This window comes from Brachybacterium halotolerans subsp. kimchii, assembly GCF_020792675.1.
In the GTDB taxonomy this organism is placed as follows: Bacteria; Actinomycetota; Actinomycetes; order Actinomycetales; family Dermabacteraceae; genus Brachybacterium; species Brachybacterium halotolerans.
In genome coordinates this window covers 2,213,645-2,234,208 of the sequence record NZ_CP086254.1, presented here as the reverse complement: position 1 = coordinate 2,234,208, position 20,564 = coordinate 2,213,645, and the positions used below count along the sequence as shown (strand labels likewise).

Below are 20,564 nucleotides of genomic sequence, written 5' to 3'. Positions count from 1 at the left end.
ACGTGCGCCGATCACGTGCGCCGACCTCGCCCGCCGATCGCGTCGGCCGACGGGGCCGCTCAGCTGGTGCGGCGGCGCCTGCCCGAGCGCTTGGCCGTCTGCTTCACGGGCGGCTCGATCGCGCGCACCAGGCGCTCGTGCCCGGTCTCCTCGAGCTCGGCGATGTCGTCGTTGGCCTTGAGGAAGTCGGAGAACGAGCGGAAGCCCAGCAGCTTCTCGCTGAACGAGGGGTCCATGCGGCGCATGTACGTCTTCACGAGCGAGCTGTGCAGCCACTCGGTGTCGTCCCGCTCGCCCAGCTGCAGGGCGCGGCCCAGCAGCCTGCTCGCCGCCGCCTGCGCCTCCTCGGGGCTGATGTCGTCGGAGTCGTCGATGTCCAGATCCGCATCGAGAGCATCGAGGTCCGCATCGGAGGAGGCAGCTTCGACCTGGTCCGCGCTGTCAGCAGCATCGCCCCCGCGCTCGGAGCCCTTGTGCTTGCCGCCCTTGCCGCCGTTCCCGGCGGAGCCCTTGGCGCCCTTCGACCCCTTGGCAGCGGAGCCGGAGCCGTCGGCCGTCTCGGCGCCGGTGGACCCGGCGCCGGGAGCGTCGGCCCCGTCGGCCCCGTCGGACCCGTCGGACCCGCTCGACCCGCCCGCGCCGTTCGTTCCGTCCGATCCGTTCCCGCCGTCGGCCCCGCCCCGGCCCTTCTTCGTGCCGGAGCCGCCGCGCGCGGAGCGGGACTTCGCCGGCTTCTCGGGCAGCTCGATGCCGGGCAGGGTCTCGTAGGAGTCGAACTGGTCGCAGGCAGCGGCCAGGGACTTCGCGGTCGAGCCGGCCACGCCCACCGCGGCGACGTAGGTGCCCAGGCGCTTGCAGCGCTGGGCGAGCGGGACGTAGTCGCTGTCCCCGGCGACGATCACGACGTGCGTGAGGTCGGGGATCCGGAAGCAGTCCTCCACGGTGTCGACGGCCAGGCGGATGTCCGCGCCGTTCTTCGCGTAGGCGGCGGCCGGGAACAGCTGCACGAGGTCCACGGCGCGCGCGACCAGCTGCGAGCGGTAGTCGGCGTTCACGGGCGCCGACCAGTCGGCATAGGCCCTGGTCAGCATGATGGAGCCGAAGGATGCGGCGTGGTCGATGAGTGCGCCCACGTCGACCGTGGCCTCCGCGAGGCGCTCGGCGACCTCGGGGTCGGTGGGGTCGGCGGCGATCTTCTGGCGGTCGCGGCTGAAGGAGTGGCGCCCGTGCACGCGGTCGTACCAGGACATGACGATGTTGTCGAAGTCCAGGTAGACGGCGACGCGAGGGTCGGTGGAGTCTGCCATGGGTCCAGTCTGCCCGCTCCGCGCCGCCCGGCATACCCTGGCCCCATGACGACGACGCTCCCGTACGGCACCTGGCCCTCGCCCATCACCGCCCAGCAGCTCGCCACCGGGGGAGCGCGTCTGGGCGGCCCGGTGTTCGTCGGCGAGCAGCTGTGGTGGCTCGAGGGCATCGCCGCCGAGGGCGGGCGGCAGGCGATCGTGCGCACCGCCGATCCCGTCGCCACGCCCACCGGCGCGGGTGGGCGCTCTCCCGCGCCGGCCCCCGAGGACGCCGGGACGGTCACCGTGCTGCCCGCGCCCTTCAACGCGCGCTCCCGCGTGCACGAGTACGGCGGAGGGTCGTGGGCCGCCATCCCGGACGCCCTCGTCGACGAGGACCCCGCCGTCCTCCGCGCCCCCCTCGTGCTCTTCGTGAACTTCGATGACCAGCGGGTCTATGCGTTCACCGAGGGCAGCGAGCCGCGTCCCCTGACCCCCGTCGGCCCCGAGGTCGAGTCCGCCCACGGGCCCTCGCTGCGATGGGCCTGCCCCACCCCGGTGACCCTCGCCGACGGCTCCCGCGAGGTCTGGTGGATCTGCGAGGACCACACCGGCGGGGCCGAGGGGCCCCGCACGGATCCCGACGGCGCCCCGCACATCGAGCGCTTCGTCGCCGCGGTCCCGCTGGACGGCTCGGCCGCCGTGGACCCGGGCGCGATCCGCCGCGTCACCCCCGCCTCCCGCTTCGTCGCCTACCCACGCCTCAGCCCCGACGGCACCCGCGTCGCCTGGATCAGCTGGGAGCATCCGCAGATGCCCTGGGACGGGACGCTCCTGCATGTCGCCCCGCTCATCGGCGGCAGCGCCGGGACCGGCGAGATCGTCGCCGGCGGACCCAGCGGGCCCGTCGGCCCTGGCAGTTTCGGCGGGCCCGGCGGGGCGGCCGAGGGGGACCGGGAGATCTCCGTGCTGCAGCCCGAGTGGCTCGACGACGAGCGCCTGATGTTCGTCTCCGACGAGTCCGGCTGGTGGAACCCGCGCGTGTGGTCCGCGGCCGACGGGAGTCGCGCCGTGCTCCCGGCGGACTCGCCCTTCGCGCGGCAGGAGTTCGGCGGCGCCATGTGGGGGCTCGGCACCACGTGGTACGCGGTGCTCGACGCCGATCACGTGCTCGCAGCCCACGGGCACGCCGGCGAGACCCTGGGCATGCTCACGATCTCGAGCGGGGAGGTCGTCGACCTCGACCTGCCGCTCACCTCGATCGCCGGGATGGACGTGTGCGAGGACGGCGGCCTCGTCCTGCTCGGCGCTTCCCCGGCCCGCTTCTCCGCCATCTACCTCACCCGCATCGAGGGCGGGTTCGCGGCCCCGCACATGGGCGCCCTCCGCCAGGTGCGCTCCTCGCGGGACGACGCTCCCGACCCCGATGTCCTCCCGAGCGCCGAGGAGATCGAGGTGCCGCTGCCCGACGGCGGCACCGTCCACGCGATCTGGTTCGCTCCGCGCCAGAGCGGCATCGAGGGCCCGGCCGACGAGCTCCCGCCCGTCATCGCCCGCGTGCACGGCGGACCCACGTCGGCCGTGCCTCCCGTGCTCAGCCTCCCGGTCGCCTACTACACCTCGCGCGGGATCGGCGTGGTCGAGGTCAACTACGGCGGCTCCACCGGCTACGGGCGCGCCTACCGCGACCGCCTCAAGGGCCAATGGGGGGTGGTCGACGTCGCCGACACCGTCGCCGTCATGGACCACCTGGTCGCCTCCGGACTGGCCGACGGCCGGCGCCTCGGCATCGAGGGCGGCAGCGCCGGCGGGTGGACCACGCTCGCATGCCTGACCCGCACCAGCACGTTCTCCGCGGGCGTCTCGAGCTTCGGGGTCGCCGAGCTCGAGAACTTCATCCGCGACACCCACGACTTCGAGTCCCGCTACATCGACGGGCTCGTCGGCCCCTACCCCGAGCGGAAGGACCTCTACGCGGAGAGGGCACCGCTCAGCCACGTCGACGAGCTCGAGTGCCCCGTGCTGCTGCTGCAGGGCGACGAGGACCGCATCGTCCCGCCCAGCCAGTCCGAGATGTTCCGCGACGCGCTCGCCGCCAAGGGCATTCCGCACGCCTACCTGCTGTTCCACGGCGAGCAGCACGGCTTCCGCAAGGCGGAGAGCATCATCCGGGCGACCGAGTCCTCGCTGTCCTTCTACGGCCAGGTCTTCGGCTTCACCCCGCCCGGCGTCCCCGTGCTCGAACTCGTGACACGCTGAGGGGGCGGGCCGACGGAGTCCCACACCGCCGGCTCTCCCGATCCCCGTCCGTTCGGCCGACGGCGACGTGCCGCCGTCGTCGACCCGAGGTCCAGGAAAGATCCGCACGCGATGCCCCGACACCGCACCTCGCACAAGGAGGCCCCATGGTCACTCGCCAGTTCCCCAAGCCCGAAGAGATCTTCGAGCTGATGAAGTTCCGCAAGCCCTCGCTCGACTTCACCGGGACCCGACTGGAGAAGGCGCAGTCCATCTACGATCTGCGGAAGATCGCCAAGCGCCGTACCCCGGCCGCGGCCTTCGACTACACCGACGGCGCCGCCGAGCGCGAGATCTCGATGCGCCGTGCCCGCAAGGCCTTCGAGGACGTCGAGTTCCACCCCGGCATCCTCACCGACGTCTCCCACGTCGACCCGAGCGTGGAGATCCTCGGCGGTCCCTCGGCGCAGCCCTTCGGCATCGCCCCCACCGGCTTCACCCGGCTCATGCAGACCGAGGGCGAGATCGCCGGCTCGGGCGCCGCGGGCGCCGCGGGCATCCCCTTCACGCTGTCCACCCTGGGCACCACCTCGATCGAGGACGTGCACGCCACGAACCCGCACGGGCGCAACTGGTACCAGCTGTACGTCATGAAGGACCGGTCGATCTCCTACGGGCTGGTCGAGCGCGCCGCCAAGGCCGGGTTCGACACCCTCTTCTTCACCGTCGACACCCCCGTGGCGGGCGCCCGCCTGCGCGACAAGAAGAACGGCTTCTCGATCCCGCCGCAGCTCACCCCCGGCGTGGTCATCAACGCGATCCCGCGGCCCTGGTGGTGGATCGATTTCCTGACCACCCCGAAGCTCGAGTTCGCCTCGCTCACCTCGACGGGCGGCACCGTCGGCGAGCTGCTGGACTCCGCGATGGACCCGTCGATCGACTACGACGACCTGCGCGAGATCCGCGCGATGTGGCCCGGGAAGATCGCCATCAAGGGCGTGCAGAACGTCGAGGACGCGAAGAAGCTCGCCGACCTGGGCGTCGACGCGATCGTGCTCTCCAACCACGGCGGCCGCCAGCTCGATCGCGCGCCCGTGCCCTTCCACCTGCTGCCCGAGGTCAAGCGCGAGGTCGGCTCGGCCACGGAGATCATCGTGGACACCGGCATCATGCACGGCTCCGACGTGGTCGCCGCGATGGCCCTCGGCGCCGACTTCACGCTCGTGGGCCGCGCCTACCTCTACGGCCTCATGGCCGGCGGACGTCGCGGCGTGGACCGCACCATCGAGATCCTCTCCGAGGAGGTCGCCCGCACCATGCGCCTGCTCCAGGTGCACTCGATCGAGGAGCTCGAGCCGCGCCACGTCACGCAGCTGCGTGACCTCGAGCCGATCCCCCAGCCCGGCGTGCACGAGGGCGCCGAGGGGTGACGTCCGACCCGGGGCCGGGGGCTGCGCGCTGCAGACCGGGCAGGCACCCGCCCCGGGGGTGGAAAGCTCCCGCCGATCTCGGTGCTCGTCAGTGCTTGCGGGCGCGCATGCGCGGCGGGGCCGCGAGCATCTGGAGGTCCAGCTGACGCAGCACCACGTCGGCCGCCTCGGGGTCGATGCCGGGCTCCGATCGCGCCAGGAGCACCTCGGTGCGCGCGGCGTCCAGGCCCACGGTCTGCGCGGCGACCATGAGCTCGCGCCCCCGCTTCATCTTCTTGCGCCGCGCGGCGAGGGCCTTCTGCGCCTCGGGGTCCACCGGTGAGCCGTCGGGGTTGATCGCGCTCATCGCCTGCGTCGTGGAGTCCAGCTCCTGGCGCAGGCCCTTGAAGCGCTTCTTCACCGCGCGCATCTGCTCCTCGGTGAGCTCGCCGGTCTCCTCGAAGCGCTCGTGGATCGCACCCAGGGCGGCGCGCTGCGCACGGTGGGTGAGCTCGGCGATCTCCTGGTCGGCGACCGTGCCGTCGTCCTGGAGCTTGAGCAGGCGCAGCAGCCAGCCCAGCCCGAGACCCGTCGGCACCAGGGTCACCAGCAGCACCGAGCAGGCCACGATCACCATCATGTTGCGGGCGTCGGCCTCCGCCCCGGAGACCCCAGAGGTGGGGATCGCGAGGGCCAGGGCCAGGGTCGCCAGGCCGCGCATCCCGCACCAGGTGAGGACCGAGGAGTCCTTGAGCGAGAGGACCTCGCCGGCGTCGAAGCGGACGATCGGCTTGATGAGGAGCATGCCCACCAGTCGCACCGCCACCACGATCACGCAGGCCACGGCCGCGACGGGGAGGTAGCGGAGCACGTCCGCGCCCTCGTTCGCGACGATGTCGCGCAGCTGCATGCCCATCAGACCGAAGGCGAGGCCGGTGACCAGCAGGTTCGCCACGTCCCAGAAGGTCGCGCGCGAGATCCGGGCCTCGGAGTCCTCCGCGCGGGCGCGGCGGCGGGTCTCCAGCGCGGTGACCACCACGGCGATCACCCCGGAGGCGTGCAGCTCCTCGGCGAGCATGTAGGCGGCGAAGGGGACCACGACGCTCATCGCGGTGCGCGCGGCCGTCGTGGTCACGCGGTGCGAGGCGAAGCGGTAGAGGAAGCCGATCACAAGGCCGATCGCGACGGCGATCGCGGCGCCCACGAAGAAGTTCAGCACGAGGCCCACGCCCTGGCCCACACCCAGGGTGTCCGGGCCGGTGAGCGCGCTCAGCGCGGCGGTGAACAGCACGATCGCGACGGCGTCGTTGAACAGGCCCTCGGTCTGCAGGATCGACAGCAGCCGCCTCGGCATCCGCGCGGGGCCGGCGACGGCCTCGACCGCGACCGGATCGGGCGGGGCGACCATCGCTCCCACCATCAGCGCGAGCGGGATGGACACGGCCGGCACGAGCAAGAACACGGCGCCCGCCACGAGCACGGCCGTGGTCGCCGTGAGCCCGACGGCGAGGAACAGCAGCGTGCGCCAGCGGAAGCGGAAGACGGACCAGTCGGTCTTCTGCGCGGTCGCGAACAGCAGCGGCGGCAGGAACAGGGGGAGGATCAGGTCCTCGTCGATCTCGAGGTGCTGGAGACCGGGGATGCAGGCGATCGCGGAGCTCGCCAGGAGCATGAGGATCGGATAGGGGAGTCGCAGACGCTCGCCCAGGGCGACGCAGACGACGGTGACGGCGAGCAGGCCGATGACCAGCGCCAGGTTGATCATGGGCGGCTCCGGGGTCGTGGGCGCCGGCTGCGCGGGACCGGCAGCGACGGGCGGTCAGGGGCTTCGGGCGAAGCGGACACACACCGCCGGTGGGGTCCGAGGTCGCGGGAGCTCTCCCACTCTATCGCCCGGCCCGTGCGGCACCTGCTCGCCGGCTGGACGTGCAGGTGCCGCAGGACGACCCGGCGGCGTCAGCAGTAGGCGGTCGTCGCGGTGGTGCGCACGTACTTCTTCGTCGCCTTCTTGGTGAGCTTCTTGTACGAGCAGGACTCGAGCTTCTTGCCCTTGGAGTTGTACGTCCGGGCGGTGTCGTGGGTGTTGTTCCAGATGTAGCTCTTGGTGCCCCAGTACAGGGTGGAGGAGGTGTTCTTCCCCTTGCCCGAGCGGATCGTGAGGGTCTTGCCGGGCTTGATCTTGGTGCCCTTGGGGAAGCGGAAGCGCTGCGGGCCGTTGTCGCGCAGCGTGTACCCGGTCAGCGAGAGGGTCTTCTTCCCTGTGTTCTTCAGGACGATGTACTCCTTGTTCAGGTGGCCGTTCTTCCAGGTGTCGCGGCCCGAGGGGTCGTAGACGATCTTCACGATGTCCAGCGGCTTCTTCGTCGCCGCATCGGCCGACGGGGCGACCGCGATCGGGCCCGCGACGAGCGCGAGCAGCAGCAGGAGGGCGAGCAGGGGCCGGACGCGGACGTCCTGGAATCGGGCGCGCTGGAGGAGGGGCAGATGCATGGTGACCTCTGGAGGATCTGAGGGGCCGCGGGGCGTCATCGTCCTGCGGGGACCCGGTCCGACGGGGATATGTCGGAAGATAGCACCCGGAACGGAGGCCGGCACCCCCTGAGCGATGTCGTCTGCGCGACATCGCCCAGGGGTGCCGTCAGAGGGACTCCTGCCAGGCCTGGTAGAGCGCGGCGAAGCGGCCGCCGGCGGCGACCAGCTCGGCGGGGGAGCCGTCCTCGACGACCTCGCCTCCGTGGACCACGAGCACCCGGTCGGCGATCATCACCGTCGAGAGGCGGTGGGCGATGATCAGCGCCGTCCGCTCGCCGAGCAGCTTGGTCAGCCCCTCCTGGACCATGCGCTCGCTGGGGATGTCCAGCGAGCTCGTGGCCTCGTCGAGGATCAGCACGCGCGGATCGGCGAGGAAGGCGCGGGCGAAGGAGATCAGCTGCCGCTGACCGGCGGAGACGCGGCCGCCGCGCTTGTTCACGTCGGTGTCGTAGCCGTCGGGGAGGTTCTCGATGAAGTCGTCCGCGCCGATGGCGCGGGCCGCCCGCTCGATGTCCTCGCGCGGGGCACCGGGCATGCCCAACTCGATGTTGTCCGCGACCGTCCCGGAGAACAGGTAGGCCTCCTGGGTGACCATGACGATGTTGCGCGTCAGGTCCTCCATGGAGATGTCCCGCAGATCCACGCCGTCCAGCAGCACCTCGCCCTCGGTCGCGTCGTAGAAGCGGCTGATGAGCTTCGCGACCGTCGACTTGCCCGCGCCCGTCTGCCCCACCAGGGCGATCGTCTGCCCCGGAGGGATGTGGAGGTCCAGGGGCTTCAGGACGAGGGGGCCGTCGGCCGTGTAGCGGAAGGAGACGTCCTCGAAGTCGACGCGCCCGGTGGAGGCCGGCATCGGCGTGGGGTGCTCGGACTCCTTGACGCTCGGCGACTCCGCGAGCAGCGTCGCGATCTTCTCGAGGGCCGACAGCCCGCTCTGCAGCGTGTTGTAGAAGCTCGCGAGCTGGTCGATGGGCTGGAAGAAGCGCCGCGAGTACAGCGCGAGCGCCACCAGCGACCCCACCTCGAGGTGGCCGCCGAGCACGCGGAAGCCGCCCACGAGCAGCACCACCGCGATCGTCGCGTTGGCGAGGATGCGCAGGGCCGGCTGGTAGATGCCGAAGGTCATCGTCGAGGCCAGCGAGGCGTCCCGATAGTCCTGGGCGAGGTCGTCGAAGCGCTTCTCGTCGGCCGGCTCCTTGCGGAAGGCCTGGACGGCGCGGATGCCGCCCATGGTCTCCACGAAGTGGACGATGAGCCGCGCGGAATGGGTGCGGATCTGCCGGTACTGCTCGCGCGAGCGCTTCTGGAACCAGCTGGTGAGCATGACGCCGGGGATCAGCATCAGCAGCATGACCACGCCGGTCACCCAGTCCATGGTGACGATGAGGATCACCGTGAACACCATCGAGAGGGTGGAGCCGACGAGGATGTCGACGCCGGAGTCGACGAGCTCCCGCAGGGCCTCCATGTCGGAGGTCTGGCGGGAGACCATGCGGCCGGAGGTGTAGCGCTCGTGGAACTCGAGGTCCTGCTTCTGGGTGAAGCGGAAGACCTTCCGGCGCAGGCTCAGCAGCATCCGCTCACCGACCACGGTGCCCTGGCGGACGTACCCGAAGGTCAGCACGCCGCCGACGATCGCGCAGCTCAGGTGCAGGGCGGCGGCGCCGAGCGCTGGCGCGGGGTTGCCCTCGACCATCGGCGTGAGGGCGTTGTCGATGCCCCAGGCGATGATCGCGGGGCCCGCGACGACCGCGAGCTGGGCGATCACGACCATCACGCTCATGGCGGCGAACTGGCCGCGCACGGGGTGCAGCAGCTCGCGCAGCAGGGTCAGCGAGCGGGACCGGGCCTGCCTGTTCTCCTCGGGGGAGAGGACGCGCTGCTCCTCGTCCTCCTCGCGTGCGGGGGCGCTCATCGCTCGCCCTCCTTCCCTGCGGTCTCCTGGACTTCCCGCAGATCGAGCTCCCCGGTGAGGGTCTCGATGTCCTGGTTGCTGCGGGCCTCCTCCTCCTGGTTCGCGATCACGTACCGGTAGCGGGCGGAGCTGCGCATGAGGTCGGTGTGGGTGCCCACCGCGACGATCTCCCCGTGGTCGATGAGCGCGACGCGGTCGGCGAGGGCCACCGTCGAGGTGCGGTGGGCGACGATCAGCGTGGTGGTGCCCTCGAGCACCTCGCGCAGACGGTCGGTCACCCGCTCCTCGGTCTTCGTGTCCAGGGCCGACAGCGGGTCGTCGAGCAGCAGCACCGAGGGCCGCGCCGCGATCGCGCGGGCGAGCGCCAGGCGCTGGCGCTGGCCGCCGGAGAGGCTCATGCCCTCCTCGCCGATGCGGGTGTCCAGGCCGTCGGTCAGATCGAGGGCGAAGCCCGCGTCGGCCGTGCGCAGCGCGAGGTGCAGCAGCTCCTCGGACTGCTCGGGGGTGAGCGTCTCGTCGGCCCCGAGCATGACGTTGCCGCGCACGGTGTCGGAGAACAGGGTGGCGTCCTCGAAGGCGACCGCCGTCAGCGAGCGCAGGTCCACCAGGTCCATGTTGCGCACGTCGACGCCGTCGATGGTGATGCGGCCGGCGGTGACGTCGTAGAGGCGGGGGATCAGCTGCAGCAGCGTGGACTTGCCGCTGCCGGTGACGCCCACCAGCGCCATGGTCTCCCCGGGGCGGATGTGCAGGTCGGCGCCGTCGATGACGTCGGGGATGCGCGAGGGGGCGTCGGCGTAGCGGAAGTGGACGCCGGTCAGGCGCACGTCGCCGCGCGAGCCGGCGGGGGCGGGCTCGTCCGCGCTCTCGGGCGAGGTGATGTCGTTGGACAGGTCCATGACCTCGAAGTGGCGGTCGAGCGCCGTGTTCGTGTTGATCGCCTGGCCCAGGTGGTTGCCGAGCATCCGCACCGGGCCGATCACCATCGTCGCGGTCGCGAAGTAGGAGGCCATCTGCCCCACGGTCATGTTCCCGTGCGCCGTCTCGTACAGCCCCAGCAGCAGCGCGAGGCCGAGGGCGAGCTCGGGGAGCATGAACATGAACATGTTGAAGGTGGCCATGGCCGTCGCCATCTTCACCTCGGTGCGGCGCAGCTCGTCGGCCTGCGCGGTGAAGCCCTCGAGGGCCGTCGGGCCGCGGCCGAAGGCCTTGAGCACGCGGATGCCCTGCACGGACTGCTCGATGGTGGTGGCGAGGTCGCCGTTCTGGTCCTGCGAGAGGCGCGAGAGGTAGGCGAAGCGCTGGTTGAAGCGGAAGGCCAGGATGCACACCGGCACCGCCGCGCAGACGAAGATCAGCGCGAGCAGCGAGCTCGAGCGGAACAGCAGCACCATGCCGACGATGATCGTGACCACGTCGGTGACGATCATGATCATGCCGAAGGCGACCCAGCGGCGGATCAGGCTGATGTCGCTCATCATGCGCGAGAGCAGCTGGCCGGACCCCCAGGCGTCGTGGAAGGCGACGGGCAGGTGGATGACCTTGCGGTAGAAGCTGACGCGCATCTCCTTCTCGACCGTGGTCGAGGGCGAGACGGCGAACATGCGTCGCAGCCAGATGAGGGAGGCCTCGAGGAGCCCGATGCCCATCACCAGCGCGCCGCCGGTCCACACCGCGGCGGCGGTCGGATCGGTGTCCAGGCGGTTGATGATCCATTCGAGGGCCTGCGGGATGAGCAGGGCGCTCGTGGAGGCGACGAGCGCACTGAGGAGTCCGAGGAAGAGGCGGAAGCGGATGGGGCGGACCGTCTGCCAGAGACGGCCCATGGACGCGATCATGAAGAGGCGGCACCTCGCTGTGCGGTGATGGGCGGGGGAGTGCGGCGCGGGCTGAGGAGGCGGAGCGGGCGGGGAGGACGGTCCAGCCCGGATGCTCCGACAGGTCGGGGCACCGGGCTGAGAAGGGGCGGGATGCGGGGCGGGCCGGTCCGGCGGGCTCCGGGGGCATCGGGAGCCTCGTGCGGACCGGCCCTTTAGCCTAGTCAACGATCACGTGGGAATCCAGAGGATTCCGAGGCGTGATCGGAGCGGGACGTCGAGTCGGGCCGGACGACGGCGCGGCGTCGCGGGTGGTCCCTCGGTCCTGTGCGGTCGCTGCGGCCGCTCGGCGCGGTTCAGTCCCGCGCGGGCTTCGCGTCCGAGAGCAGCGCCGCGGCGCCCGCGCTCGCGCCGGCGACGGCCAGCACGGACGGCCAGGGGCCGATCTTCTTCGCGAGCGGGTGGGAGAGCCCGAAGCCCAGCACGTACAGCGCGCTCAGCGCCGCGGTGGTGCCGGCGCCGCGCTTGGCGAGCCAGGTGCGGCCCGCATAGACGCCTGCGGCGGCGAGGACGACGCCGCCGAGTGGGCGGATGCCCGTCTCCCGCGCGGTGATCCAGCCGCCCAGCAGACCTGTGGCGACGACGGGGGCGGTGCGGACGGACTCGGCGGGCTTCAGCGCGGTGGAGGTGCTCATGGGGCCGAGCCTATGACGCGACGCTGGACAGGTGCAGGGGGTGTGTGAGGCGGCGGGGTCGGGCCGTCACCGCACTGCACCGCATCGCTCACCGCACCGCGGCGGCTCCGTGGGCGGGCACGGTGCCGGGAGCGGCGGGGCCGACGGCATCGAGCATGTCGGCGCCCGAGACCTGCGTGAGGACCTCCGCGTCGTTCGGCAGGTCGAGGGGCTCGTCGCCGAGGTTGAGCCAGAGGGCGAGGCCGCGCGGGGTATCGGACGGGGCGAGGCCGTCGGGCTCGAGCACGATGCGCACGGACGCGTTGGTCAGCGAGTCCTCGTCCACGCGGATCCGGGCGGTCGCGAGCCATCCCTCGCGGCGGCGCAGGCCGAGCAGGCGCTGATGCACCTCGAAGAGGCGCGGCGCGGCGGGGCGGGAGAGCAGCGCGAGCGAGGGGGAGGTGCCGACGGGGATCTCGCCGTGCCAGGTGCCGTCGGGTCCGATGCCCGAGCGCAGGGCGTCGGGCGAGGCGGGGAACAGGGGACGCACGGAGTCATCCCCGCCCGCGCGCTCCTCCTTGGTGCCGACGGCGCCCATCTCGTCGCCCGCATAGATGGCGGGGATGCCCGGCAGCAGTGCGAGCAGGGCGAACGCGACCGCGAGGTCACGCCCGTCCTCGAGCTGCGAGGCGATGCGCGTGGTGTCGTGGTTGCCCAGGAAGGTCAGCGGCAGGAAGGGGGCACCCTCGCCGTCGTCTTCTCCGCCGTGCACGAAGGCCTCGTGCCGGCCGATCGCGTGGGCGAGCTCGAAGAGGTTCGTCTCGCGGATCGAGGACCAGATCGCCTTCCACAGCTCGTACTGGGTGATCGAGTCCGCGCCGGAGGCCTCGGCGAAGGCGCGGTAGTCGCCGTGGATGACCTCGCCGAGGATCCACGCCTCCGGGTGCTCTGCCCGCACCATGTCCAGGATCGGCGCCCAGGCCTCGGGGCCCGCCGCGTACATCGCGTCCAGCCGCCAGCCGTCGATCCCGCGGTCGAGCCACAGGTTCATCACCTGGGCGATCCGCTCCTGGACCGCGGGCTCGGCGAGGTTCAGCTCGACGAGGTCCTCGTTGCCCTCGAAGCCGTACGGATGGGCGCCGGACCAGCGGATGCACGCGCCGGCGGGGGAGTCGGGACCGTCGGCCAGCGCCCGTCGCACCAGCGGATGCAGGTGCGAGACGTGGTTGAAGACGCCGTCGAGCACGAGCGAGATGCCGCGCTCGCGGCACGCCGCGATGAGCGCGTCGAGGTCCGCCTCGTCGCCCAGCCGGGGGTCCACGCGCAGGTGGTCGAGGGTGTCGTAGCCGTGGGAGACGGAGTCGAAGATCGGGTTCAGGATCAGCACGTCCGCGCCGAGCGCGAGCAGGTGGTCGAGCCAGCCGACGATGCGGTCCAGCCGATGGACCACGTTGTCGCCCTGGCGCTCGCCGTAGGTCTCGGCACCCAGGTCCTCGCGGTGCAGCGGGGCGCCGCAGAATCCCAGGGGGTAGACCTGCCAGCAGATCGCGTGCTGCCATCGCGGCGCGTCGGAGTCGGGAGCGGGCAGGGCCTCAGGGGCGGATGAGGTCTCCATCGGTCCATCGTACGGACACGGGCTGTGACGTGCCTCCCGATCCGCGGGGTCGCCTCCGGGCGTTCCGGCTGTCCCGCGCTGCGCGCGGACGACCCCGGGAAAGCGGTGGTCTGCGCTGGTGACGGCAGGTCTGTCCCGAGGACTGCCGCAACCGGTCAGCCGGTTGCGGGCGACCGCTGTTGCCGTCTGATGCCTCGTCTAGGGTGCTGGAGGATCGACGGCGAGCCCTGGGCGTTCGGCGTCCTCGTGCCGGGATCCGCGACCGCCCGCAGCAGGACGAGGAGCAGATGACAGCAGGCACCGACCGCACCCCGACCACCACGGCCCCGCCGACGCCGGACCCGTCGGCCGCATCGTCGGCCGCAGTCCCGAGCGGCCCGAGCGCACCGGCACCGGGAACCCCGCGCGGACCCCGCGCGAACCCGCCCGTGCTCATCGGCTCGGCCGCCCTGATCGGAGCGGTCGCGCTCTGGGCGATCCTGGCGCCCGCTCAGGCAGGGGTGGTGATCGGAGCGATCGTCACCTGGACCTCGCAGAACCTGGGCTGGTACTACATCGTCACCGCGGGCATCGTCGTCGCCTTCGTGCTGTTCCTGGCGCTCGGCCGCACGGGCGCCGTCAAGCTCGGCCCCGACCACGCCCGGCCCCAGTTCAACCTGTTCACCTGGACGGCGATGCTGTTCGCCGCGGGCATCGGCATCGACCTCATGTTCTTCTCGGTCTCCGAGCCGATCTCCCAGTACTACGAGCCGCCCACGGGCGGCGGGCAGAACATCGAGGCCGCCCGGCAGGCGATCGTCTGGACGCTCTTCCACTACGGGCCCGTGGGCTGGGCGATGTACGCGCTGATGGGCGCGGCCTTCGCCTACTTCGCCTACCGGCGCAACATGCCGCTGAGCATCCGCACGCTGCTCTCGCCGCTGTTCGGCCGGCGCATGGACGGCTGGGCCGGGCACACGGTCGACATCGCCGCCGTGCTGGGCACCGTCTTCGGGATCGCGACCTCGCTGGGCATCGGCGTGGTGCAGCTGAACTACGGCCTGCACCAGCTCTTCGGACTACCCGAGGGCGTCGGCGCGCAGATCGGCCTCATCGTGCTGAGCGTGCTGATGGCGACCGTGTCCACCGTGAGCGGCGTCGAGAAGGGCATCCGCCGGCTCTCCGAGCTCAACGTCATCCTCGCGATCGTGCTGCTCGTCTACATCGCCGCCACCGGGAACACGCGCCGCATCCTCGAGGGCCTCGTGATGAACGTCGGCGACTTCCTCTCGCGCTTCCCGGGCATGCTCCTGGACACCTTCGCGTGGGAGCAGCCGGACACCTGGTCGAGCACCTGGACCCTGTTCTTCTGGGCCTGGTGGATCGCCTGGGCGCCGTTCGTGGGCCTGTTCCTCGCGCGGATCTCCCGCGGCCGCTCGCTCCGCCAGTTCGTCCTGGGCGTGCTGGTGGTGCCGTTCCTGTTCATCGCCCTGTTCATCTCGGTGTTCGGCAACAGCGCCCTCGAGCTCGTGATCGGCGGGGACGACGCCTTCGGACAGGTCGCGATGGCCACACCCGAGCGCGCCTTCTACGACCTGCTCGCCCAGTACCCGGGCGCGACGCTGCTCATCGGGCTCGCGACCCTCACCGGCCTGCTGTTCTACGTGACCTCGGCCGACTCGGGCGCGCTCGTCCTCGCGAACTTCACCTCCGTGATCGAGGACCCGAAGCAGGACGGCGCCACCTGGCTGCGCGTGTTCTGGGCGGTCCTCACCGGCGTGCTCACCCTCGCGATGCTGCTGGTCGGCGGGATCACCACCCTGCAGGGGGCGACGCTCGTGATCGGCGTGCCCTTCTCGATCGTCCTGTACCTGGTGATGATCTCCCTGTACCGCGCGCTGCGCAGCGAGACCCAGCAGGTCGACAGCTTCCGGGCCACCTTGGTGGCCCGCTCCGGCGCCTCCGAGCACTCCTGGCGCTCGCGACTGCGCCGCTCCATGTCCTACCCGCAGCGCGGCGCGACCCTGCGCTACCTCGAGCGCACCGTCGCCCCGGCCCTGCAGGAGGTCGCCTCCGAGATGCGCGAGGGCGGCGCCGAGGTCGACGTCGAGCGGCAGGACGTCGAGGGCCATCCCGTGCCCAGCCTCGTGCTGCGCGTGCGCCTGCCCGGATGCGACGACTTCGTCTACCAGGTGCACCCCGTCGCCCAGCCCATGCCGTCCTTCGCCGTGCGCGTCGCCCCCGAGGACGACGACTACTACCGGCTCGAGGTCTTCACCGCGACCGGTTCACGCGGCTACGACGTGTACGGCTACTCCTCGGAGCACCTAATCACCGACGTCCTGGACCTCTACGAGTCGCACCTCGAATACCTGCGCGTCTCGCAGGGAGGGGTCGACGGGGCCCTCGCCTCGGCCGTCACCACCGACTGGCACGAGGACTTCCCGGCGGTCGAGGAGGATCCTGAGGGCCCGTCGGCCGACGGGGATCCGGCGCGCGGGGACCGGGCCGACGAGGACCGGACAGACGACGAGCCCACCCCGGTGCGCTGACCCCGCCCGACCCCACCCCACCCGCCGACAGCACCGACCATCACCCCCGGGGCCTGCGCCCCACCACGAAGGGAGAGACCATGCCCAGCACCCTGTTCATCGACGGGACCTGGCGCGCCGCCGCCGAGGGCGGCACGCGCGAGATCCGCTGCCCCGCGGACGGCGAGCTCGTCGCCGTCGTCGACGAGGGCACCGAGACGGACACGATCGCCGCGATCGAGGCCGCTCGCCGCTCCTTCGACTCCGGCGTGTGGACCTCCGTGCCCGCCGCCGACCGCGGCGCCCTGCTGCTGCGCGCCGCCGAGCAGCTGCGCGAGCGCAAGGAGGAGTTCTCCCGCGCCGAGTCCCTGGACACCGGCAAGCGCCTCGTCGAGTCGCGCCTGGACATGGACGACATCGCCGCCTGCTTCGACTACTTCGGGCGGATCGCCGCGCAGGACGCCGGCCGCGTGGTGGACGCCGGCGACCCGGACGTGGCCAGCCGCATCGAGCACGAGCCCGTGGGCGTGTGCACGCTGATCACCCCGTGGAACTACCCGCTGCTGCAGGCCGCGTGGAAGATCGCGCCCGCACTCGCCGCCGGGAACTCCTTCGTGCTCAAGCCCGCCGAGCTCACCCCGCACACCGCGATCCTCATGCTGCAGGTGCTCGAGGACCTGGGTCTGCCCGCGGGCGTGGGCAACCTCGTGCTCGGGGCCGGTGCGAGCGTCGGCGGTCCGCTGTCCACGCACCCCGACGTGGACATGGTGTCCTTCACCGGCGGACTCGTCACCGGCCGCCTGATCGCGGAGAACGCCGCGCGCACCGTCAAGAAGGTCGCCCTCGAGCTGGGCGGCAAGAACCCCAACGTGGTCTTCGCCGACGCCGACTTCGACGCGGCCCTGGACAACGCCATGAACGCCGCCTTCGTCCATTCGGGGCAGGTGTGCTCCGCCGGCGCCCGGCTGATCGTCGAGGAGTCCATCGCCGAGAGGTTCGTCGACGAGCTCGTGCGCCGCGCCGAGCAGATCCGCCTGGGCGGCCCCTTCGACGAGGCCGCCGAGACCGGCCCGCTGATCTCGAAGGCCCACCGCGAGAAGGTCGACGCCTACGTGCGCGCCGGCGAGGCCGAGGGCGCGCGCGTGCGCACCGGCGGCGCCTTCGCCACCGGCGAGAGCCTGGACGAGGGCTTCTACTACCAGCCCACCGTCATCGACCAGGTGCGCCGCGGCATGTCCGTCGTGCGCGACGAGGCCTTCGGGCCGACGGTCACCGTCGAGACCTTCACCAGCGAGGACGAGGCGATCGCCATCGCCAACGACACCTTCTACGGCCTCGCCGGCGCCGTCTGGACCCAGGACGCCGGCCGCGCCCAGCGCGTCGCCCGCGCGCTGCGCCACGGCACCATCTGGATCAACGACTTCCACCCCTACCTGCCGCAGGCCGAGTGGGGCGGATACAAGCAGTCGGGCTCCGGCCGCGAGCTCGGGCCGACGGGCCTCGCGGAGTACCAGGAGGCCAAGCACATCTACCAGAACCTGCGCCCCGCGGTCACCGGCTGGTTCCCCCAGCACTGAGCCGGCCCGACACCGAACGAAGGAGAACACGACACATGCAGACCACCCACGCCTTCGACTACGTGGTGGTGGGCGGCGGCTCCGCCGGCGCCGCCGTCGCCGCCCGCCTGAGCGAGGACCCCGAGGTGAGCGTCGGCCTCCTCGAGGCGGGCCCCTCGGACCAGGACCACGACGTCGTCCTGCAGCTGGATCGCTGGATGGAGCTGCTCGAGTCCGGCTTCGACTGGGACTACCCGATCGAGCCGCAGGAGAACGGCAACTCGTTCATGCGCCACGCGCGCGCGAAGGTGCTGGGCGGCTGCTCCTCCCACAACTCCTGCATCGCCTTCTGGGCGCCGCGCGAGGACCTCGACGAGTGGGCCGACGTCCACGGCGCCAAGGGCTGGGAGTCCGACCGCACCTACTCGCTGTACACGAAGCTCGAGACCAACGAGGACACCGACGCCCACCACGGGCACGACGGTCCCGTGCACCTCATGAACGTTCCCCCGCGCGACCCCTCCGGCGTCGCGCTGCTCGAGGCCTGCGAGCAGGCGGGCATCCCCCGCACGCGCTTCAACGCCGGGCAGACCGTCGTGAACGGCGCGAACTTCTTCCAGGTCAACCGTCGGGCCGACGGCACCCGCTCCTCGTCGTCCGTCTCCTACCTGCACCCGATCCTCGAGCGCGAGAACCTCACGATCCTCACGGGCTCCTGGGCACGGGAGCTCCAGTTCGACGACGACCAGCGCTGCACCGGCGTGCAGGTCGTCGACAACGCCTTCGGGCGGCCCTCGCTCATCGAGGCCCGGCGCGAGGTGATCGTCTCCGCCGGGGCAATCAACACCCCGCAGCTGCTCATGCTCTCCGGCATCGGCCCGCGCGAGCACCTCGAGGAGCACGGCATCGACGTGCGCGTGGACTCCCCGGGAGTGGGCGCCCACCTGCAGGACCACCCCGAGGGACTGGTCCAGTGGGAGTCGAAGCAGCCCATGGTCCGCGAGTCCACCCAGTGGTGGGAGATCGGCGTGTTCGCCCCTACCGAGGAGGGCCTGGACCGGCCCGACCTGATGATGCACTACGGGTCGGTGCCCTTCGACATGCACACCTACCGCGCGGGCTACCCGACGGCGGAGGAGGTCTTCTGCCTCACCCCGAACGTCACCCACGCCCGCTCGCGCGGCACCGTGCGCCTGCGCTCGCGGGACTTCCGTGACAAGCCTAAGGTCGATCCCCGCTACTTCACCGATCCCGAGGGCCACGACATGCGCGTGATGATCGCCGGGATCCGCAAGGCCCGCGAGATCGTCTCCCAGCCGGCCATGGCCGAGTGGGCGGGCCGCGAGCTGTCCCCGGGCATCGAGGCGCAGACCGACGAGGAGCTCGCCGAGTACATCAGCGCCACCCACAACACCGTCTACCACCCGGTGGGCACGTGCCGGATGGGCCCGCTCGACGACGCCGACTCGCCGCTCGACCCGCAGCTGCGCGTCAAGGGCGTCACCGGCCTGCGCGTCGTCGACGCCTCCGCGATGCCCGAGATCGTCACCGTCAACCCCAACATCACCGTGATGATGATGGGCGAGAAGTGCGCGGAGATGATCACCGCGGGGGAGTGATCCCGAGGCGGCGGCGCTCGCGCTCATGGGTGCGGCGTTCGCGCCGATAGGACGCCGACTTCGCGCCGATCGGACGCGGGGGCCGCGTGAGAAGTACGAAACGGTTGCCAAGAGCGCTCTTGGCAACCGTTTCGCACTTCTCACGGCCCGGACTGGCTAAGTGCGCTGCGGAACGGGACCGACGGGGCCGACGGTGAGGTGCGGCTCGGCTGGGCTGGGTGCACCGGGCGCAGCGGCGCCGGTCAGTCCGCGAGCTGCTGGTGCTTGGCCTCGGAGGCGACCTCGGCCTGCGCGGCGACCTCGGCGGGATCGGCGCCGCTCGCGGCGGTGACGACCGCGCCCACGAGCCCCTCCACGAGCGGTGCCCAGCTCAGGCGGGTGCGCTCGACGATGTCGGGCTCGGTGAACTCGAGGGCGGTGCGCGCGGAGAGGATCGCCGAGCCCAGGTCCATGAGGACGACGACGCCCTGGCCGTCGTCGGCCTCCTCGATCGCCGCGCTGATCGCCGCCGCGTCGGTGCCCAGTCCCAGCTGATCGGTCTCGGGGTCCTGCACGCCGGCCGCGATCTCGATGCGGGGCCCGCCGTCGCGGACCATCTGTCGGGCGAGGTCGACGGCGGCCTCGGCGAGCGGACGCGAGTGCGAGACGACGACGATGCCGGTCATGAGGCCGCCTCTCCGTCGGCGCGGGTCTCTCCGTCGGCGCCGGCCTCGCCGTCGGGCGTCGGGCCGCCGGGGCGGACCACGTCGACCAGCGCCTCCCAGAGCAGCGCGGTCGAGGCGGCGCCGGGATCGATGTGGCCGACGGAGCGTTCGCCCAGGTAGGAGGCGCGTCCCTTGGTGGCCTCCATCGGACCGGTCGCGTCGCGGCCCTCCTGCGCTCCCGCGGCACCGGCGAGGACCGCGCCCTGCAGGGTCTCGCCCGCCCGCTGGTAGGCGTCGAGCGCCGGGACCCAGGCGTCGAGCATGGTCTTCTGGCCGATCATCGACTTGCCGCGCTCCTCGATGCCGTGCACGCCCGCCTGCAGCGCGGCGAACAGGGCGTGCAGGTCAAGCGCGTCGGCCCCCTTCGCGCTGGTCGCGAAGCGCAGGAAGAACGTGCCGTAGAGCGGCCCGGACGCGCCGCCGACGCTCGAGACGAGCGTCATCCCGACCTTCTTCATGAGCGCCTGGACGTCCTCGTACTCGGCGTCGAGGATCCCGGCGACGGCGTCGAAGCCGCGCTGCATGTTCGCGCCGTGGTCGGCGTCGCCGATCGCCGCGTCGAGGTCGGTGAGATACGGGGCGTTCTCGTCGACCAGCTCCGTGCAGCGGCGCAGCCAGGTGGTCAGCTCGGGCAGCCCGAGCTCCGAGACGGGGGTGTTCTCGCTGGTCATCGCCAGCTCCTTTCGTGG

At 71.7% G+C, this 20,564-nt stretch carries 14 protein-coding genes; 5 read left to right on the top strand and 9 right to left on the bottom strand.

Annotated elements, in window-relative coordinates; translation table 11 throughout:
- Positions 1-59: 59 nt before the first annotated feature.
- Positions 60-1,307, bottom strand: coding sequence for an NYN domain-containing protein (locus tag Bra3105_RS18640; protein ID WP_407650873.1), 1,248 nt, complete (start codon positions 1,305-1,307; stop codon positions 60-62).
- A gap of 45 nt (positions 1,308-1,352) precedes the next feature.
- Here Bra3105_RS18640 and Bra3105_RS10020 point away from each other — a divergent pair, with 45 nt between their 5' ends.
- Entirely contained in the window at positions 1,353-3,545 is a 2,193-nt protein-coding gene (locus Bra3105_RS10020; RefSeq protein ID WP_228356570.1) for a prolyl oligopeptidase family serine peptidase, read from the top strand.
- Between the two features lie 146 nt (positions 3,546-3,691).
- The gene (locus tag Bra3105_RS10015; protein WP_228356569.1) at positions 3,692-4,954 is read left to right on the top strand and encodes an alpha-hydroxy acid oxidase; all 1,263 of its coding nucleotides are present in this window, start codon (positions 3,692-3,694) and stop codon (positions 4,952-4,954) included.
- Between the two features lie 88 nt (positions 4,955-5,042).
- Here the strand turns inward: Bra3105_RS10015 and Bra3105_RS10010 are convergent, their stop codons facing one another.
- The 6 genes from Bra3105_RS10010 to Bra3105_RS09985 form a co-directional block, all read right to left on the bottom strand.
- Positions 5,043-6,698, bottom strand: coding sequence for a cation:proton antiporter (locus Bra3105_RS10010; RefSeq protein ID WP_200503228.1), 1,656 nt, complete (start codon positions 6,696-6,698; stop codon positions 5,043-5,045).
- A gap of 191 nt (positions 6,699-6,889) precedes the next feature.
- Positions 6,890-7,423, bottom strand: coding sequence for a lamin tail domain-containing protein (locus Bra3105_RS10005; RefSeq protein WP_228356568.1), 534 nt, complete (start codon positions 7,421-7,423; stop codon positions 6,890-6,892).
- Between the two features lie 148 nt (positions 7,424-7,571).
- Positions 7,572-9,380 (bottom strand): ABC transporter ATP-binding protein, encoded by a 1,809-nt coding sequence (locus Bra3105_RS10000; RefSeq protein WP_228356567.1) that lies wholly within the window; start codon positions 9,378-9,380, stop codon positions 7,572-7,574.
- Entirely contained in the window at positions 9,377-11,218 is a 1,842-nt protein-coding gene (locus tag Bra3105_RS09995) for an ABC transporter ATP-binding protein (RefSeq protein WP_228356566.1), read from the bottom strand. Before Bra3105_RS09995 ends, Bra3105_RS10000 begins: the two co-directional genes overlap by 4 nt.
- Positions 11,219-11,553: 335 nt before the next feature.
- Entirely contained in the window at positions 11,554-11,892 is a 339-nt protein-coding gene (locus tag Bra3105_RS09990) for a hypothetical protein (protein ID WP_200503224.1), read from the bottom strand.
- Between the two features lie 88 nt (positions 11,893-11,980).
- Entirely contained in the window at positions 11,981-13,486 is a 1,506-nt protein-coding gene (locus Bra3105_RS09985; protein ID WP_228356565.1) for an alpha-amylase family glycosyl hydrolase, read from the bottom strand.
- Positions 13,487-13,773: 287 nt separating this feature from the next.
- On the opposite strand from Bra3105_RS09985, the gene betT reads away from it, so the two are divergent.
- The 3 genes from betT (at position 13,774) to Bra3105_RS09970 (ending at position 19,171) form a co-directional block, all read left to right on the top strand.
- Positions 13,774-16,017, top strand: a complete 2,244-nt coding sequence (gene betT / locus Bra3105_RS09980; RefSeq protein WP_228356564.1) for a choline BCCT transporter BetT — start codon at positions 13,774-13,776, stop codon at positions 16,015-16,017.
- Positions 16,018-16,097: 80 nt separating this feature from the next.
- Entirely contained in the window at positions 16,098-17,573 is a 1,476-nt protein-coding gene (locus Bra3105_RS09975) for an aldehyde dehydrogenase family protein (protein WP_228356563.1), read from the top strand.
- A gap of 35 nt (positions 17,574-17,608) precedes the next feature.
- Positions 17,609-19,171, top strand: coding sequence for a GMC family oxidoreductase (locus tag Bra3105_RS09970; protein ID WP_228356562.1), 1,563 nt, complete (start codon positions 17,609-17,611; stop codon positions 19,169-19,171).
- 242 nt (positions 19,172-19,413) lie between these two features.
- Here Bra3105_RS09970 and dhaM read toward each other — a convergent pair whose 3' ends face one another.
- Both dhaM and dhaL read right to left on the bottom strand, forming a co-directional pair.
- Positions 19,414-19,836 (bottom strand): dihydroxyacetone kinase phosphoryl donor subunit DhaM, encoded by a 423-nt coding sequence (gene dhaM / locus Bra3105_RS09965; protein ID WP_228356561.1) that lies wholly within the window; start codon positions 19,834-19,836, stop codon positions 19,414-19,416.
- The gene (gene dhaL, locus Bra3105_RS09960; protein ID WP_228356560.1) at positions 19,833-20,546 is read right to left on the bottom strand and encodes a dihydroxyacetone kinase subunit DhaL; all 714 of its coding nucleotides are present in this window, start codon (positions 20,544-20,546) and stop codon (positions 19,833-19,835) included. Before dhaL ends, dhaM begins: the two co-directional genes overlap by 4 nt.
- Positions 20,547-20,564 lie beyond the last annotated feature (18 nt).